This is a genomic window from Paenibacillus sp. FSL L8-0708 (assembly GCF_038009325.1).
GTDB classification, from domain to species: Bacteria; Bacillota; Bacilli; order Paenibacillales; family Paenibacillaceae; genus Paenibacillus_AQ; species Paenibacillus_AQ odorifer.
Map to the genome: position 1 here is coordinate 1,818,712 of NZ_JBBPBC010000001.1, position 17,418 is coordinate 1,836,129.

Here is a 17,418-nt window from a genome sequence, read left to right on the forward strand (position 1 = left end):
AAAGACCGGCCACAACCGGTCTTTTTTTGTTTTGTTTGTGGGGTCTGCTCAAACATTGTATATCTCTAGATAGAGGTATCGTTGCTTATAAATCAATCGCTGTGTAGATGTGTTAGTCCCTATGATTTTTTATTATTAGTAAGGCAACACAGTGGAACTGCAACGCTCTATACAAGGAGGAAATATAATGCACATTACAGTCACACAAGTAATTTCAAGCACACCATCATGGGTGTGGATATTATTCATTCTTTTGTTCATAATGGGGATTAAAAATTCTCAGGAACGGCCTGTTATTTTTTCACGGATGTTTATTGCCCCGCTTATTTTTATGGCATGGGGATTACGGACAATAACAACTACTTTTCCTCAATTAGGTCTAACGTTGACGAGTTATATGATCTTTATCATTCCAGGTTTCCTGATTGGCTATCTTTTAAATAAGAGGTACCAATCCTTTGTTAGAAAAGAATCAGTAGTGTTCAAAAAGAAAAGTTATCTTCCATTATTTATTGTCCTACTGAATTTTATTGTTAAATATATTCTGAATGTGATGTTGATTTTTTACCATAGCAGCGTATTTCATATCATTTATTCTTCAGCAAATGGGCTAACTGTTGGATTGTTTTTTGGAAGTATCGTATATACCTTTTATATGCAATGTAAGCTTAAAAACTCTATAAGTGGCAGAAGGGGGATCAATTGATCTCGTTAAAAGAACAAAATAAGACCTGTCTGATGACAGGTCTTATTTGTCTGTACTTTCCTATTTGTTAGCGCCCGAATTAGCCGACTCCTGCAATTGCCCTGATTCACGGTGCTTCCGACTCATGAATACCAAAGACAATGCAATTATCGTGAGGATAACCCCAAGGACTTGAAATCCCGCGAAGCTAAACTTACCTCCCATTATGATACCTATTAACAATGAAGAGAGAATGGTTCCCAGGTATCTCGATGTATTAAATAATCCGGAGGCTACACCGATGATTTCTTTTGGAGAACTTTGGAACAAGGCTGCTTGCAGGCCGACATTGTTCAATCCGTTGCTGATACCAAATGCAGCTAAAGCCACACATACACTGATCACCGGTGAAGTCTGATTTAAGGTCACAAGCCACACTGATCCCAATGTCATCAGGACCCCGGACACCAGCAATGCTGGCCGGGGTCCTGATCTATCGATCCAGCGTCCTGCTATTGGAGCAGTAACCAGCGAGCATAATCCCAGCGTTAGCATGAGAATCCCAGTTTGGAATTCACTGACATGACGTACCATTTGCAAGTAGGATGGAATCCCGAAAAAGAGTGAGTAAAAAAGTACATTAACGAGCATGAATTCAACATTAACCCAAGTCATTGCCGGATATTTGGCAAATGTACGTAAAGGAATAAAGGGTGACGCCGCTTTTAGCTCATGCCGGACGAATGCCCCCAGCAGAATGAGTCCTGTTAGCAAGGTAATGACATGTATTAATGAGATATGTCCGGATGATTTTGCTGAAAGCAATCCAAGGAGCACGCCAACCAGCCCCACAGTGAAGAGCAGGATTCCTGACGCATCAATCAAATCAAACCATTTGCGCAGGGACATTCCCCGGGTAATGGTTGTTGACGGTTCGTCCTTGGGGATATGCCTCCAAGATAATAGAAAGCTCGCCACCACGAATGGAATATTGACGAAAAAGATAGCTGGCCAGTCCCACCAGTGAATAATAACCCCGCCAATAAAGGGTCCAATTGCTGCCGCGCCGGATAGGAAGATGGATAAAACAGACAGTGCGGTCGCTTGTTTCTCCGTAATATGAATCCGCACAATGGCCATTCCAACGGCAACCATCATGCTAGTTCCAATGGCTTGCACAATACGGAACACGATGAGACAGCCAAAGTTTGGGGAGAGAGGAGCTAATAAACCTGCAATGAAGGATACGACAAGCCCGGTAAGAAATATTTTCCTCCGGCCGAATAAATCGCTGGCCTTTCCCATGACAGGTTGAGCGATGCTGCTTGCAATGTAAAAAGAAAAAATAATCCAGGAAACACCTGTATAGTCAAGCTGGAATACATTTTGCAGCCTTGGAATAGCCACAGACACCATCGAAGAATTTAAAGGGTTCAATAAAATCCCCAGACCTACTGAAATCATTAACCACCTGTTGCGAACACTCATTTTAAATCCCCCTAAAGCTTATTAATGTCATCGTACTTGAAATCGATTATTCATTCCAACGCATTTTATGTTATGATCTCATTGACTTGAGGGAATGAATGGAGGTGCGAAATGGAACTTCTGCAACTGCAATATTTTCTCGCGGTAGCTCGGTTGGAACATATGACTGAAGCTGCACGAAATCTACACGTTACTCAATCTTCACTAAGCAAAACGATTCAGCGTTTGGAGGAGGATCTGGGGGTACCTTTATTCGATCGGGTAGGAAGAAAGCTGCGACTGAATGAGTCCGGAAGCCGGTTCCTTCGCCGAGCTGAAAGGGCATTATTTGAATTGGAGCAGGGAAAACAGGAGCTTAGCGATTTATCCAGTCCTGAACATGGCACACTCGAATTAGCGGTGACGACCGCAAGCACATTACCCAATATCCTGCGAGAGTTTCGGAAAAAGCGGCCTGATATTCAATACCATGTGCAAATGTTGACCACGCAGGAAATGGTTACACTTCTTAATAGAGGAGAGGTTGATTATTGCTTATCCTCACCTCCAATAAAAGGGGATGACATCGAATGTCAAATCGTCTTTATCGATCCGATTCTTGTGGCTGTTCCAAAGGGGCATCGGCTGGCTAATCGAGGCAGCGTATCTTTGACAGAGCTAAGGGATGAATGGTTTGTTGGTGTAAAGAGTGGTTATGGTACTCGCGATTTAATAGACTCTGTATGCAAATCGGTTGGATTTGTGCCTAAATATGTGTATGAGGGGGATGAACCTGCAAGGCTTAGCACTCTTGTGGAAGCTGAAATTGGCTTAGCTTTCATACCAAGCACGGCACGGAATTCACGGGAAGATATCCAATACCTCCAAGTAGAGAATCACGAATTGGAAAGGGAGATAGCTTTATTGTGGCACAGGAGCCGGTACATTTCGCAGGCTGCTTTGGAATTTCGGGAGGTAGTTGTAGAATATTTTGGAGCGTTATCCAAACAGACAATTTAATTACGCCGCAGAACAAATAACAAACCAAGTCCCCGTTACCTTCCGTTACGTTCAACGGTCCGTAAGTGGGGTTTTCTTTTGGGTTAAATACGTAGAATCTTTAATCATACATACGTTTTCCTATAATTATGGGGGGTAACACCTTTAATATTAGCGTAGTAGTGCGTAGCAGCGAGGCTGTAAAATAGTGTGAGTACACATGAAAGCGTTTACATATAAGGAGGGGGTCTGTAAGTAAAAAGATTCATTTGTGATGATGTTCTACTGCTCTTCGGAATGATTGTGCCACTGTTGAAATTGAGGATTTAGCAGGTAAAGAAATTAGCGTGGGAATATAGGGCTGGTGCTAATAAGGTAGGTCATTAACTGATTTTTATGAAAATCACTAGAGGAGGAATGCATTAAATGAGTAGAATGCTTAAACAAGTAATCTCGATTTTACTCGCAGCTGCCTTGCTTATTCCGACAAGCTGGATCGCTCCGGTTACTGAAGCTGCGGTGCAGGATACGACAGTATCATCAGATACGGTAACGGTATATCACGAAACTTTTGCGAGTGGCAAGGGTATTGCAGCTCAAGCAGGCAGTGCTAGCCTTACACCTGTGACCGATAAAGTTTTTGCGGGCAATGCTGACGGTGCAGCTTTATATGTAAGCAACCGAGCGAATAACTGGGACGCGGCTGATTTTAAATTCAGCGATATGGGCCTAGAAAACGGCAAAACCTACACGGTAACTGCATCCGTGTATGTAGACGCTGATGTGATTGTACCTAGCGGTGCCCAAGCTTATCTTCAAGCGATAGGCAGCTACGCTCTTTTGGCAAATGTGAATTATGAAGCAGGCCAAGCGGTCACCTTGACGAAAGAATTTACCGTGGATACGGACAAAGATACAACGCTGCGTGTTCAATCCAACGATGACGGGAAAACGGTTCCGTTCTACATTGGGGATGTATTGGTCACAGAAAAGGTGGCTACAGTAGAGCCAACTCCAACACCAGAAACACCTAGAGACCCAGCTTTACCTTTTACCACTGTTACTTTTGAGGATCAAACGGCAGGTGGTTTTGAAGGCAGAGCAGGTACTGAAACGCTTACGGTTACTAATGAAGCGAATCATACAGATGGTGGTTCATACGCTTTGAAGGTTGAGGGCAGAACCAGTACATGGCATGGGCCGACATTACGTGTGGAGAAGTTTGTGGACAAAGGCTACGAATATAAAATTTCGTTATGGGTCAAGCTGATCCAGCCAGCAAGCTCGCAGCTTCAGCTGTCCACGCAGGTTGGCGATGGAAGCAGCGCCAATTATGTGCAGCTCGCACCTAAAACCATCAGCGCAAGCGATGGCTGGATTCAGTTCGAGGGAACTTACCGTTATAACAATGTAAGCAGTGAGTATTTGACCATTTATGTGGAAAGCTCCAGTAATAGCGCGGCCTCATTTTATATCGATGATATTAATTTTGAAAAGGTAGGCTCTGGCCCGGTTGATATCGAAAAAGATCTTGTGCCGATTAAGGATGCTTACCAGAGTGATTTTCTGATCGGAAATGCGATAACCGCTGAGGATCTGGAAGGTGTCAGACTTGAGCTTCTGAAAATGCATCACAATGTTGCTACGGCAGGTAATGCCATGAAGCCGGACGCGTTGCAGCCTACGAAGGGCAACTTCACGTTTACCGCGGCAGATACAATTGTAGATAAAGTACTGGCTGAGGGCATGCAGATGCATGGACATGTGTTGGTATGGCATCAACAATCGCCTGCATGGCTGAATACAACAACAGACGCAGCTAACAACACGATCCCCTTGGGACGGGATGAAGCTCTTATGAATTTGCAGACCCATATCCAAACCGTTATGGAGCATTTTGGTGACAAGGTGATCTCCTGGGATGTTGTAAATGAGGCGATGAGCGATAACCCATCCAACCCAACAGATTGGAAAACTGCGCTGCGTTCCGCCCCATGGAAAAGTGCTATTGGAGCAGATTACGTAGAGCAAGCCTTCCTGGCGGCAAGAGAAGTGCTGGACACGCATCCAGATTGGGATATTAAGCTCTATTACAACGATTATAACGAAGACAATCAGAATAAAGCGCAGGCCATCTACAGTATGGTCAAAGAAATCAATGATAGGTACGCGCTGACTCACCCTGGCAAATTGCTTATCGACGGGGTTGGCATGCAGGGGCACTACAGCATCAATACGAACCCAGAGAATGTGAAGCTATCCTTGGAAAAGTTCATTTCCTTGGGTGTCGAAGTAAGCATAACTGAGCTGGACATTCAGGCCGGAAGCAACTATCAGCTTTCTGAAAAGCTTGCTAATGCGCAGGGTTATCTGTATGCACAGTTGTTAAATATCTTCAGGGATCACGCTGATTCTATCAAACGTGTTACCTTCTGGGGAATGGATGATAACACAAGCTGGAGAGCTTCATCCAATCCGTTGTTATTCGATAAAAATCTGCAAGCTAAGCCGGCTTACTATGGCGTTATCGATCCTGATACCTTCATTGAAGAGCATGAGCCTGAATCAGTAGAAGCCAATCAATCTACTGCCAAATTCGCTGCACCTGTTATAGACGGAACAGTTGACGAGATCTGGAGCCAAACCGCTGAGATTCCGGTCAATCGGTATCAAACCGCTTGGCAAGGAGCGAGTGGAGTAGCAAAAGCACTCTGGGATGATCAATATTTATATGTCCTAGTCCAGGTGAGTGATACGCAGCTTGATAAGAGCAGCGTGAATGCACATGAACAGGATTCGGTTGAAATCTTCGTGGACCAAAATAATGGGAAAACGACGTTTTATCAAGATGATGATGGCCAGTACAGAGTCAATTTTGACAACGAGACTTCATTTAATCCTTCAAGTATCGCAGCCGGCTTCGAATCGGCAACCCAGATTTCCGGAACAAACTATACGGTTGAAGTGAAGATTCCACTTCAAGGGATCACTCCGGACAACGATAAAAAGCTTGGTTTCGATGTACAGATCAACGATGCTAAAGAGGGCTCACGTCAAAGTGTCGCGGCTTGGAACGATACGAGTGGAACTGGGTATATGGACACATCCGTTTATGGTGTGCTTACTTTAAAGGGGAAATCTGCCGGTCCGGAACCAACCCCAACGCCGACAACAGCACCGACACCGACACCAACGAGCCCAACCGATCCAACAGACCCAACTGACCCAACAGATCCAACGGATCCAACAAACCCAACGGAACCATCGGCAACCCCGACACCTGTTCAAACAGCGACGCCAGCGCCAACAAATGCACCAACGGGTAGCAGCACCGGTAATGTTGTATCAACTCCACAACCTGGAGCCATTACAAACAAAGATGGTATTGTTACGATTAAACTGGAGGTAAAGTCCGATAATGGGTATGTCATAGGTACGATCTCCAGCGACAACATGAAAAAAGCGCTTGAACTGGCTAGTGTAGCGGCAAACGGCAAGAAACAAATTATCATTGAAGTGCCAAAGCAAACGGACACGAAAGGGTATGATATACAATTACCGACCCAAAGTCTAATGGGGAAAGAAAACTATGAACTATTGCTTAAGACGGAAAAAACCACAATTCAAATTCCAAGCAATATGTTGTCCAATGTAACAGACAGTGCTGAACAAGTATCCATACGAATAAATAAAGTCACCACGGACAGCTTGGAAGCAGCTACCCGCAATATGATTGGCAACCATCCAATTATCGGTCTAAGCTTAGTAGCAGGTGACAAAGTTATTCCTTGGAATAACCCTAACGCACCTGTAACGATAGCCATTCCTTACGTGCCGACAGCGGAGGAGCTTAACCATCCAGAGCTTATCGTCGTTTGGTACATCGATGGCAAAGGCAACGTAATGCCGGTTCCGAACGGTCGATATGATGCTGCAACCCAAACGGTTGTCTTTCAAACAACCCACTTCAGCACTTATGCAGTAACCTTCGTAAAGAAAGACTTCGGAGATCTGCAGAATCTGTCATGGGCTAAACAAGCTATAGGCGTTATGGCGGCTCGCGATATCATCAAAGGAACGTCGGTGAACAACTTTTCACCTGCAGATTCAATCAAACGAGCGGATTTCATTGCTCTCCTCGTAAGAGCGCTTGAACTGAAGGGAACGGGCAAAAGTGCAATAATGTTCAACGATGTCCAAAAGACGGACTATTATTATGATGAACTGGTCATCGCGAAGGAACTGGGAATTGCTACAGGTTTTAAAGATGATACGTTCAGACCCAATAGCAATATCTCCAGACAAGATATGATGGTGCTGACAGCACGCGCGCTGGCGGCAGCCGGCAAGCAAGTTAAGGCGAGCGGTACTGTAGCTGCTTATCTAGATGAAGCAAGTATATCCAGCTACGCAAAAGACAGCGCATCATTGTTGATCAAATCCGGAGTCGTAAACGGAAAGAATAATAGAATTGCGCCGAACGATACGCTTACCCGTGCTGAAGCGGCAGTCATCCTGTACCGTATCTGGAAGCTGTAGTCCCGGCAGCAGAGAAAAAAACTCTGAATTAGCTCATGTTCATTTTTAATCTGAAGAGCGGAAATACGTGTATAACCATCCCTTGCGTTCTTCTGTTTTAAGCATCGCTGCTCACCTCCCTGCGGAGAGGAGCAGCGATTTTTTTGTGTATGTTCCGTTAAATCGGAGCTAAAACGGAAAAAAATGTCACGAAACAGACCGCTCAAGTGTTATAACTGTACTGATAGTAGAAAGGAGACAGTCGTGGACTCTATTGAAGAAAAGATAAAGCGGGTACAAGCGGGGGAAGTCTACCTTTTTTCAGATATTATCAGACTCTACCAACAACGGATCTACCTCTACTGCTTTCGCTTGTTGAACAATAAGGAAGAAGCCGAGGATGCGGTTCAGGACATATTTATTAAGGCTTATCAGAACATCGGCCATTTTGAGTCTCAGGTGAGTTTTAACTCATGGCTCTACAGGGTTTCCTATAATCATTGCCTGAATCAACTGCGCCGGAAGAAATTTCAAAATCAGCTGCGAAAGTTACTCAGACAGGATGTAACCACTAAAAGCGCTGAACAAATGGTAGAAAATCAGTTGTTCAGTGAATCCGTGGCCTCTGCCCTGGAAAAGCTTAGCGTGGAGGAACGCAATCTGTTGATTTTGCGCATTTTTGAAGATAAATCATTTGCAGAAATTAGTGAAATTCTGGGTAAAAGTACGGTCACAGTTAGGAAACGGTACGAGCGGACAAGGTGCAAGCTCAGAGAAGTCATTGAAAGAAAGGAGAAACAACTATGCGCAAGGACGAATTGACTTCCGAAGAGTTGTTTCTGAAGGAGGGGGATAATTCTGCCAAACTTCCGCTGGTTGATGTTCATGATTCTGTAATGCAAGCCATCGGGCTAGGTAATGGTCACCTTGCTGTTAAGCCTGTACCTCACCAGCAGGAGGGGGACATCCCAGATATTATGCATAGAGTGGAGCCAGAAACCTATGCCAAACGATACCGTAAGCGCATGTGGAGCAGGCCTGTAAGGAGATGGGCAGCGGTGCTGATCCTGGTTGTCTTGATAGGAGGCAGCTATTCCTTGTTTAAGGAGAGTCCCTGGCAAGCTGCCAAATTTCAATATGAGGTGCTGCCATACGAGCCGCTTCTTGCAACGAAGGAAGGGGGGACGATTGAAGTATCTAAGAATCCGTTAGTTCCTTCAAAGGTAAAAATTCCTCAGAGAGTGGCGACCAAAGAAGAAGAGCTGCTGAGTGAAAAAAATTTAGAGGCATATAGAGTTGTAGAGAAATTATTACTACCGGGAGAGGGCGCTTCTTACGTGTTAAAAAAGGAAGGTGCTGGAGATGAACGTCCTCAGCTTGGCAGAGTTATTCCTGCGATGCTATTTAATGATTATTCCAGTTATTTAGCCAAAGCAGAAGAGTATAAGGTGCCATATTTGCCACGTCCGGAGTATCTGCCAGAAGGGTATGTTTTTGATCAAGCATGGATACAACCTGATTTTGAGGTCAACGAGAATGAACTGCTTGCCCTGACTGATGGTATAAAGCTGGAAGGCGGTTACCGGGTTATGTGGAAAAAAGAAGCTACGGCCAGTATTAATTATGACTATTCGTCGATGAGATACAAAAAAGGGGAGAGTATGGTAAGAATTAATGCCAAACACATCAAGGCAAAGTCCGGAACGGTGGAAAGCTTACTAAGGACGAACACCACAATCGTACAGAATATTCTTGTTAACGGAACCCAACTGATCTATACGGAAACTACAAACAATGAAATAAAGTTGGGGTATAGATACAGACTTGTCTGGACGGATCCAGAACAAAATGTAGTATACGATATGACTGCTGCACCGGAGTCTTCTTCTTTAACCAAAGAGGAGGTTATCCGAATTGCTGCCGACATGATGAAATAAGTATAGAAATTTGATGTCACAAATCCGGTAACGTAAGTGTTATGTAAGAGTACTACATATACAGGAAGGTGAGGTATTTTAATGAATAATAGAAAAACACTCATTGCCATGACCAGTATGACCCTAATGTTCGGTTTAGGTTATGGCTTCAAAGGAGAAGCTTACGCCGAGAAGACTGTTGCTCAGTCTGTGGAAGAAACCGCCATTAAGGCGGAAGTCAAATATATAGCTCAGGGCATCGATGAAGCTGCCAAAGCGAAAACAGATCAGGAACAAAAAAAATTCAAAAATCTCAAAGATCTGCAGCAGAAAGCATTAAGTGAAGAGCTTAAACCTGGAGAAATCAGATATGTGTATATTAATGACAAGGAATATCAAGCCTATGCTAAGGGATCACCCACTGCGGGTGCATATTATTCCCTTTCGTTTAATACGTATAATGAATATGTGGAAAAGTATGCTGCCGGCAATACCTCCATGCCACTGCAATTGCAAGAGCCTCCGGAAGGCTACAATTTTTTCAGGGCAATTGTTTCTCCATATATGACGAAAAAAGAACAGGATAAGATATACTATCAAGTGATCGCCGAGGGTAAGGCGTCCGATAAGAAAATATATGTAAAGAAATTGCAGGAGAAGCGTACAGCTATCAACATCATCTATAATATGACCACAGAGAAAAATGGTAAAAGAGGAGTTCTTGCCATCGCTGCCGAACCTGCAGGACCTAAGGATACGACTGTTGAATCCGAACCAGCAAATGCACAGTCGCAGAAGCTAAAAGTGAGTGGCCAAGAGGTGGTATACACACCTATTGATAAGATGGAGTACAAGTCAGTTGCATGGATGAATCCAAAGACCCGTGTCAATTATATTATTCGGGAAACCGGTGGACACCTGACCAAGGAGGATTTGATTGCTTTGGCAGGACAGATCATTGAAGCTTCGGCGTAGAATGATTCTAAGACACTTACTAATTAATTTGATTAAGGCAGCCCCCAGGGCTGCTTTTTGGTTTGAGTATAAAGATCTATAGTATTCACGCTATTTAGGAGATTAAAAGCGAAATGTGGCGTTGGCAATGGAAATGTGTCTTTTTTAAGTATTCACAAATAAAGAACGAATATCCTATCATTCCAATATTTACAATATTCGATATAAAGTGATATAATTTTCGAGATTCATATACATAAACATGAAAGAAGAGTGTAAGATGCTAAAGGTAACAAGTAAAAAAGTCATGTCAATTATTACAGTTAGCTCAATGCTGTTGGCTGTGGGTGCAGTCGCTTACGCAGACACGACATTGAAGAAGATTTCTGCATATCAGAATGCGGCCATCAGCATTGAAGTGGATAATCAGAAAGTGAACCTGTCAAGTAGTGAAGGAACAATGTACCCAATTATCTATGAGGGACATAGCTATGTATCCGCCAAGGCTGTATCTGAAGCACTGGGGGCAACCGTGAAATGGGATAACAGTCGTCAAGCTGTTGTGATCACATCGGCGAACGGCGGAACATCTACATCCGTTGTCCCGGATAAGGACAATACCGTTGCACAAGCTACTGCGAAGCCAGCAACCGTATCTACTCCGCCTGCAACCGAGTCCACACCGCAGGCAACACCAAAGCCTGCTGCCTCATCTTCCGCTACGACTTCCAGTAACAGCGGCGCTTCGTTTGCAGATGCAGTGAAGTTAGGTACTTCTTTTACTTATACGGACCTTGATAACAATTATAGCCCTAAAGGTGATTCAACATCTGTTCAATATACTTTCACTATCAATAAGGTTACGTCTACTACTCTCGGACAATTACATGCTCTTGGGTTTGAGGAACATGTCACTGATCCCGATGTAGCTGTAGATTATGTCCTGCTTGATGTAACGCTTAAGGTGAAGAACGCCACTCTTGTAAAAGGTAGTCAGGACCAAGGGCGGAAGTTCCTTTCAAGTTTTACACCTACCATTTGGGGGGTAGAAACATCCAGTGGACAATACTATATTGGTGGCTCTAGTGATTATTTTGAGGGATCTCTCGGAGAAAATATCGAAAAGTTGTTAGCTGATTTTCCTGAAGTCACCCCAAGTAAACCAGGTTCTTTTGAAGCTTCGGGTAAAGTTATTCTGCCAATAATCAAAGGCAAGGAGAACAACCTTGTTCTTTATAGAAACGATAGCAAGCTTGAGTCCGACAAAAGGTCCATCTATTTTAAACTGAAATAGTTATGCAAGTTAGCAGATGGTTTGGTCGCTAATTGTTGTAATAAAGATCAAACTAAAAAGAGATCAACGATGTCATTCATCGTTGATCTCTTTTTTATGATTCTTAAACAGTGCTGATAACTTCTATATATCAAGCTTCTTTGGCAATGACTTTTTTTAGCTTCAATTTGGGTTCTTGCTCAGGATCAGGCGCTTGCCCAACACGTTTAATAAAGAAAGATAGCAGCAGACCGAGGATGCCAATTCCCACAATCACTAGATAGGAATCATTGATCCCTTGAATGGATGCTTCCATAATCATATGTTCCTGTGTTCCGTTCTGTGTGCTGCCAGAGGCCAGCATATCCTTCATATGCGTTGTAGTACGGCTCGTCATTACGGTGACGAGCAGGGAAGTCCCGACGGCGCCAGCTACTTGTCGAATGGTATTTGAAATCGCTGTACCATGCGCACTAAGCTTGGCGGGTAGTTGATTTAGACCCAAGGTTTGTATAGGCATGAGAAGGAGAGCCATCCCGATCCGGCGGCCTGTTGACATGTATACCAGATACATGTAACTGGTTGAGTCGGTTAAGTTCACAAAGCTTAGAGTCGTTGCAATTGTAATTAACAATCCGATGATGGCGAGCCATTTCGCTCCGAACCGGTCGAACAGCTTTCCGGTTACCGGCATCAACAATCCCATTACGAGTGCACCGGGAAGCAGCAGCAAACCGGACTCCATCGCTGTAAAACCGCGGGCATTCTGCAGGTACAGAGGCAGCAGCATCATATCCGCATACATCACGATTGTAACTGCGATACTGATGACAGTCGTTAAGGAAAACATATTGTATTTAAAGGCCCGGAGATCAAGCAGTGGATTTTGGGAAGCCAGCTGTCTCCAAGTAAATAAGCCAAGGGAAAGCACACCTGCTGCTAAAGACAATAACACTTCTGCGCTCGACCAGCCTGCACTGGCAGCGAGGCTGAAGCCATACAGCAAGGTTCCAAAACCAATGGTAGAAAGAGTTACGCTAACAATGTCCAACTTGGGAAAGATGCGTTCTGATACATTTTTTAAATAAATAAATCCGCATATGATTACAATGACGGTCAAAGGAATCATGCCATAAAACATAGTCTCCCAAGAATAATGTTCCAAAATATATCCAGCCAGAGTAGGTCCAATCGCAGGTGCGAAAATAATGGCTAGCCCTACCATCCCCATGGCAGCCCCTCTCTTTTCAGGAGGGAACAGGGTCAAGATGACATTCGTGAGCAGTGGCATGATAATCCCGGCACCAGCTGCCTGAATCATACGCCCGGTCAACAGAACAGGGAAGTTTGTCGCGAGGGCCGATACGATCGTTCCAGCCAAAAATATAAACATAGAAGCTTGAAAAAGCTCTCGCGTCGTAAATCGTTGCATTAGATAAGCTGTAATTGGAATTAGAACACCATTAACCAGCATATACCCCGTTGTCAGCCACTGAGCTGTAGCCGCCGAGATATTAAAATCATGCATTAACTCCGGAACGGCAACGCTCATTACCGTTTGATTCAGTGTCGCAAGAAAGGCGCCCAAAATCATAATGAATAAGATGGGGCCCTTTTTCACGGAACTGCTTGTTACTTCTGTCTTTGTACTCACTCCACTCCATCCTTTCAACTCGTCGATCATGGACTAAATTTACAGTGTGTTGTATAGTTTACAATGCATGAATTAGATTATAAATGAAATTTTCATGTAATCAAGCAACAATTTGCGAAAAAATGTAAAGTAGTTTACATTCGTTCTGAAAATGTAGTTTTTTCTTTTTAAAAAACAACAATTATCTAAAATATGTAGCTTACAATATGAAAGTAAAAGATTGGAGAGTACAAGATGAATAACACAACGCAACGTACAGATCCCCGGGTACTTCGAACACGTCAATTGCTTAGAGATGCTGTGATTGAATTGCTTGAGGAAATGGATATTGAGAAAATATCAGTAAATCGTATTGCAGAGCGGGCTAAAATCAATCGGGTTACTTTTTATCTGCACTATCGGGATCTCCCGGATATGCTGGAAAAGATGGCGGATGAGATGGTGGAGGACATTCTACAAGTGGTGAACAACGATGACAACCATCACCAGTCGGTTGATGAAGAGAATTTGAGGATATTAGAAAGTCTGCTTAAGCATATTGCGGAAAATGCAAAATTCTACAAAGTCATACTCACATCCAAACGAAGCCCGATTTTTACAGATCGCCTGTTTAATTTGATGGCGGAAATCATTTCTGCGCACCAGGAGAAAAAGGAGGGGACTGCTGATCATTCAAAGACGCCGATACAAAAGGACATTGCCGTTTGGTACGGTTCAGCAGCTCTAATCGGCACGGTTATTTCTTGGCTCCGAGATGACATGCCCTATACGCCTGTGTATCTTGCCAGACAAATTAGTATGCTGCGTGCGAACTAGCAACGGGTTCCGACTAATGAACGGAGAGGAATTAAATGAACACGAACAAACAGCCACGCATCGTTGCGCGGCTGTTTGTCGTATTTAGAGCAGGTAAATCACTGCACACTGAGATTATCCCAGTTGACTTGGAATTCCTTCAACATCCCTTCTTTGGTCAGCTTGCCGCCGAGATACCCTTGTATGCTGCTGGATAATTCCTGTGGCATCCCGTTCGGCAGACGGGTCCAGTTCCAGGTCAGCGCTTGATCTTTATCGGTATAGGCCAGCACCTCAGCACCTAGTGCTCCAAGATCTTCTTCGGTTCCCTTAATGTTGTCGAGCGCAGGGATGAATTGGAATTCCTTGGTGATATATTTTTTTCCGGTCTCGGAGGTGACGAGCCAATTCAGGAAGACCTTGGCCTCCTCCTTAACGGGAGAGTTTTTATTGATAACCCAATTGCTGGGTACGCCTACATAAAGCTTGTCGTTGTCTTCGGGAGTGTCGTCAATGGGCATGGGCAGGAGGCCCAGATTAAGATTGGGATCGATGCCGTCGATCTGTCCTTGTGTCCAGTTACCCTGCTGCATCATCGCAGCTTCACCGCTCGCTAGCATAGTGACTTGAGTATTATAGTCGGTCGAGAGCGGGTTCTTATTGCCGTACTCTACAGTAAGGTCAAGTAGATCGATCCACTTGGAGAAAATAGGGTCTCCGGCGAAGGTTTTGGAACCGTCTGTAAGTCCGGCGATGAATGCCTCCGGATCAGGCTGCTGGGCGAAAGGTACGTTTACATTATGATTGCCAAGCACGAACCATTCTTGGTAACCATTCGCAAAAGGTGTGATGCCTGCCGCTTTTAACTTCTCGGAGGCTTCGCGCAGAGCGGTTAGCGTCAATGGCTTCTCGGTGATTCCGGCTTTCTTAAATAGATCCTTATTATAGATGAAGCCGTATCCTTCCAGATTCATCGGCATCCCATAGAGTTTGCCATCGATGGTCATTTGTTCTGCTGCGAGTGGCTTTACATCCTTGGCCCAAGCTTCGCCGCTCAGGTCCTCCAGATATTCCAGCCACATATCACGTTCATTGTTGCCGCCGATGGTGAAGATATCCGGCTCATCTCCGGAAGAGAATTTGGCACGCAGCGAGGCGCCATAATCGGTCCCGCCTCCCACGCTTTGCACCTCAAGCTTAATATCGGGATGTTCTTTCTCGAATTCGGTCTTGAGCGAAGCCAGCGCTTCGGATATTTCAACCTTGAATTGGTAGATATGCACGGTTTTTACTCCGTCTGCATTGTCGCTGCTGCGTCCGCAACCGGCTGTCAGAGCAGCCAGCAGCAGGGAGCATGCGAGGAGAATTCCACGTTTTGTTCTCATATTCATTCATCCTCTCTGGCTGAAAGCAACATGTATCGTTAGCCCTTTACGGAGCCTTGGGCAATGCCTTCAATAATATATTTTTGCATTACTAGGAAAAAGATGACCACCGGCGTAATCCCGAGCACAAGTCCTGGAAGCGCCAAATCCCACTGCTTCGTATATTGTCCGAAAAAGCTATAAGTGGCGATGGGAATGGTGCGGAGCACCGGATCCTGCAGAATAAGCGATGGCATCAAGTAATCGTTCCAGATCCACAGGGTGTTCAGTATGATGACGGTGACGATAATCGGTTGCATAAGCGGAAGAACAATCCGGAAAAAGGTACCATAAGGACTGCTTCCATCTACTCTTGAAGCTTCCTCTATATCGAGAGGTACCGATTTGACGAAGCCGTGGAATAGAAAAACAGTCATCGGGGCGCCAAACCCAAGATACGCTAAAATCAAACCGGCGGTTGAATCCATGACGCCCAAGCCGCTGACGACCTGCACCAGCGGGATCATAATAGATTGAAATGGGATAACCATGGCGGCTACTAATGCAATATAGAGCACACGGTTATACAAGCTGTTGTTGCGGACCATTTTGTAAGCGCACATGGAGCAAAGGAATGCTAGCAGAATATTACTAATCACCGTGATGATAAAAGAGTTCAGGAAAGCGCGGGGGAAATTGGTAGCTTTCCAAGCTTCCGCGTAGTTGCTCCACTGGAGTGCTGAAGGCAGCGCAGCAGAGTCTGATAGTATTTCACTATAGCTTTTCACTGAGTTAGCCAGCAAAAAGTAAAATGGCACTAAAAATAGTAGTCCCAGCAGGATTACAATCACTTCGATGAGAAGCAGGGGGACATTAAATTTCTTGGCGGTAGTCTCCATTACAGCTCCACCTCTCTTTTCTTGGTTGCTCTAACCTGTAATAGGGAAATCAAAGCCACGATGACGAAGAAAACCATCGCTTTGGCCGAGCCCATTCCGAACCGACTGATGGTATAGGCTTCATTGTAAATATTCAAGGCTACAGATTCGGTAGCTTTAAAGGGTCCACCCTTGGTCAGCGACAGGTTGAGGTCAAACAGCTTAAAGGACCAAGAGATAGATAGAAATAGACAAACAGTTACAGCGGGCATGACCAGTGGAAGAGTGACATGGCGCAAGGCCTGAAAACGTCCGGCTCCATCCACTTTGGACGCTTCAATTAGGCTTTGGGGAACATTGTTGATAGCAGAGATGTAGATCACCATCAGATATCCCGCATTTTGCCAGACAAATACGATAACAATCGCCCAGAATGCTGTTCCTCCGGTGCCTAACCATGGAAGATTAAAGAAGGACCAGCCGGTGGCCTGCCCAATAGAGGAGAATCCTCTGACAAAAATAAACTGCCAAATAAACCCGAGCAAAAGTCCGCCAATGACATGCGGTACAAAAAATACCGTTCTCAGGACATTGCGTGTGAACAGTTTACGCGTCAGCACATAAGCGAGTGTGAAGCCAAGCAGATTGGTCAGCACTAGACCGAAGATAGTGAACTTCGCCGTGAACCAGAATGAATTAAGAAAGGAAGGGTCCTTGGTGAAAATATGTAGATAGTTCCGCAGCCCGGTCCACTCCACATGCCGCGAGATTCCGTTCCAGCTGGTAAATGAATAATAGAGTCCCAAAAAGAAAGGAATCAGCACAATAATAAAGAAAAACAAGGAAGTTGGCCCGACAAAAATAAACTGCTGCATCAGGCGTGATCTTTTTCTATGGTCCATCGTTCCTCACCCC

Annotated in this window: 13 protein-coding genes; 8 read left to right on the forward strand and 5 right to left on the reverse strand. The window is 44.5% G+C overall.

Annotation, left to right across the window (positions count from 1 at the left end):
* The first annotated feature begins 187 nt into the window (after positions 1 to 187).
* Positions 188 to 706 carry a DUF6622 family protein gene (locus NYE58_RS08370; protein ID WP_036675779.1) on the forward strand — a complete coding sequence of 173 codons (519 nt, stop codon included), beginning with the start codon at positions 188 to 190 and terminating at the stop codon, positions 704 to 706.
* Positions 707 to 766: 60 nt separating this feature from the next.
* Here NYE58_RS08370 and NYE58_RS08375 read toward each other — a convergent pair whose 3' ends face one another.
* Positions 767 to 2,173, reverse strand: a complete 1,407-nt coding sequence (locus NYE58_RS08375) for an MFS transporter (protein ID WP_036675777.1) — start codon at positions 2,171 to 2,173, stop codon at positions 767 to 769.
* A 111-nt stretch (positions 2,174 to 2,284) separates the two neighbouring features.
* Between NYE58_RS08375 and NYE58_RS08380 the strand changes: the two genes are divergently transcribed.
* The 6 genes from NYE58_RS08380 (at position 2,285) to NYE58_RS08405 (ending at position 11,833) form a co-directional block, all read left to right on the forward strand.
* On the forward strand, positions 2,285 to 3,172 hold the full coding sequence (locus NYE58_RS08380; RefSeq protein ID WP_076141183.1) for a LysR family transcriptional regulator: 888 nt from the start codon (positions 2,285 to 2,287) through the stop codon (positions 3,170 to 3,172).
* Positions 3,173 to 3,577: 405 nt separating this feature from the next.
* Positions 3,578 to 7,690: an endo-1,4-beta-xylanase gene (locus NYE58_RS08385; RefSeq protein WP_076141184.1), complete on the forward strand. Its 4,113-nt coding sequence runs from the start codon at positions 3,578 to 3,580 to the stop codon at positions 7,688 to 7,690.
* A 243-nt stretch (positions 7,691 to 7,933) separates the two neighbouring features.
* Complete coding sequence (locus NYE58_RS08390; protein WP_036675772.1) at positions 7,934 to 8,491, forward strand: RNA polymerase sigma factor; 558 nt, start codon at positions 7,934 to 7,936, stop codon at positions 8,489 to 8,491.
* Positions 8,473 to 9,606: a hypothetical protein gene (locus NYE58_RS08395; protein ID WP_076141185.1), complete on the forward strand. Its 1,134-nt coding sequence runs from the start codon at positions 8,473 to 8,475 to the stop codon at positions 9,604 to 9,606. The genes NYE58_RS08390 and NYE58_RS08395 overlap by 19 nt, the downstream gene beginning before the upstream one ends.
* Before the next feature lie 81 nt (positions 9,607 to 9,687).
* On the forward strand, positions 9,688 to 10,560 hold the full coding sequence (locus tag NYE58_RS08400) for a hypothetical protein (RefSeq protein WP_036675769.1): 873 nt from the start codon (positions 9,688 to 9,690) through the stop codon (positions 10,558 to 10,560).
* 286 nt (positions 10,561 to 10,846) lie between these two features.
* A complete protein-coding gene (locus NYE58_RS08405) occupies positions 10,847 to 11,833 on the forward strand; it encodes a stalk domain-containing protein (protein ID WP_169744747.1) in 987 nt (328 codons plus the stop codon).
* A 130-nt stretch (positions 11,834 to 11,963) separates the two neighbouring features.
* Here the strand turns inward: NYE58_RS08405 and NYE58_RS08410 are convergent, their stop codons facing one another.
* Entirely contained in the window at positions 11,964 to 13,406 is a 1,443-nt protein-coding gene (locus tag NYE58_RS08410; RefSeq protein ID WP_249267685.1) for a DHA2 family efflux MFS transporter permease subunit, read from the reverse strand.
* Positions 13,407 to 13,700: 294 nt separating this feature from the next.
* Between NYE58_RS08410 and NYE58_RS08415 the strand changes: the two genes are divergently transcribed.
* Complete coding sequence (locus NYE58_RS08415) at positions 13,701 to 14,282, forward strand: TetR/AcrR family transcriptional regulator (protein WP_036675766.1); 582 nt, start codon at positions 13,701 to 13,703, stop codon at positions 14,280 to 14,282.
* A 98-nt stretch (positions 14,283 to 14,380) separates the two neighbouring features.
* On the opposite strand, the gene NYE58_RS08420 is transcribed toward NYE58_RS08415, so the two are convergent.
* From NYE58_RS08420 to NYE58_RS08430, 3 genes are read right to left on the reverse strand one after another with little or no spacing between them, the layout of a single operon-like run.
* Positions 14,381 to 15,652 carry an ABC transporter substrate-binding protein gene (locus NYE58_RS08420; RefSeq protein ID WP_143759037.1) on the reverse strand — a complete coding sequence of 424 codons (1,272 nt, stop codon included), beginning with the start codon at positions 15,650 to 15,652 and terminating at the stop codon, positions 14,381 to 14,383.
* 32 nt (positions 15,653 to 15,684) lie between these two features.
* Positions 15,685 to 16,524: a carbohydrate ABC transporter permease gene (locus NYE58_RS08425; protein WP_036675762.1), complete on the reverse strand. Its 840-nt coding sequence runs from the start codon at positions 16,522 to 16,524 to the stop codon at positions 15,685 to 15,687.
* Positions 16,524 to 17,405: a carbohydrate ABC transporter permease gene (locus tag NYE58_RS08430; protein WP_038569413.1), complete on the reverse strand. Its 882-nt coding sequence runs from the start codon at positions 17,403 to 17,405 to the stop codon at positions 16,524 to 16,526. Before NYE58_RS08430 ends, NYE58_RS08425 begins: the two co-directional genes overlap by 1 nt.
* Between the last annotated feature and the right edge of the window lie 13 nt (positions 17,406 to 17,418).

Coding starts and splice junctions, on each gene's coding strand:
- NYE58_RS08370 (WP_036675779.1), top strand. CDS start 188: ATGCACATTACAGTCACACAAGTAATTTCAAGCACACCATCATGGGTG.
- NYE58_RS08410 (WP_249267685.1), bottom strand. CDS start 13,406: ATGATTTTGGGCGCCTTTCTTGCGACACTGAATCAAACGGTAATGAGC.
- NYE58_RS08385 (WP_076141184.1), top strand. CDS start 3,578: ATGAGTAGAATGCTTAAACAAGTAATCTCGATTTTACTCGCAGCTGCC.
- NYE58_RS08415 (WP_036675766.1), top strand. CDS start 13,701: ATGAATAACACAACGCAACGTACAGATCCCCGGGTACTTCGAACACGT.
- NYE58_RS08380 (WP_076141183.1), top strand. CDS start 2,285: ATGGAACTTCTGCAACTGCAATATTTTCTCGCGGTAGCTCGGTTGGAA.
- NYE58_RS08420 (WP_143759037.1), bottom strand. CDS start 15,652: ATGAATATGAGAACAAAACGTGGAATTCTCCTCGCATGCTCCCTGCTG.
- NYE58_RS08430 (WP_038569413.1), bottom strand. CDS start 17,405: ATGGACCATAGAAAAAGATCACGCCTGATGCAGCAGTTTATTTTTGTC.
- NYE58_RS08425 (WP_036675762.1), bottom strand. CDS start 16,524: ATGGAGACTACCGCCAAGAAATTTAATGTCCCCCTGCTTCTCATCGAA.
- NYE58_RS08375 (WP_036675777.1), bottom strand. CDS start 2,173: ATGAGTGTTCGCAACAGGTGGTTAATGATTTCAGTAGGTCTGGGGATT.
- NYE58_RS08405 (WP_169744747.1), top strand. CDS start 10,847: ATGTCAATTATTACAGTTAGCTCAATGCTGTTGGCTGTGGGTGCAGTC.
- NYE58_RS08400 (WP_036675769.1), top strand. CDS start 9,688: ATGAATAATAGAAAAACACTCATTGCCATGACCAGTATGACCCTAATG.
- NYE58_RS08395 (WP_076141185.1), top strand. CDS start 8,473: ATGCGCAAGGACGAATTGACTTCCGAAGAGTTGTTTCTGAAGGAGGGG.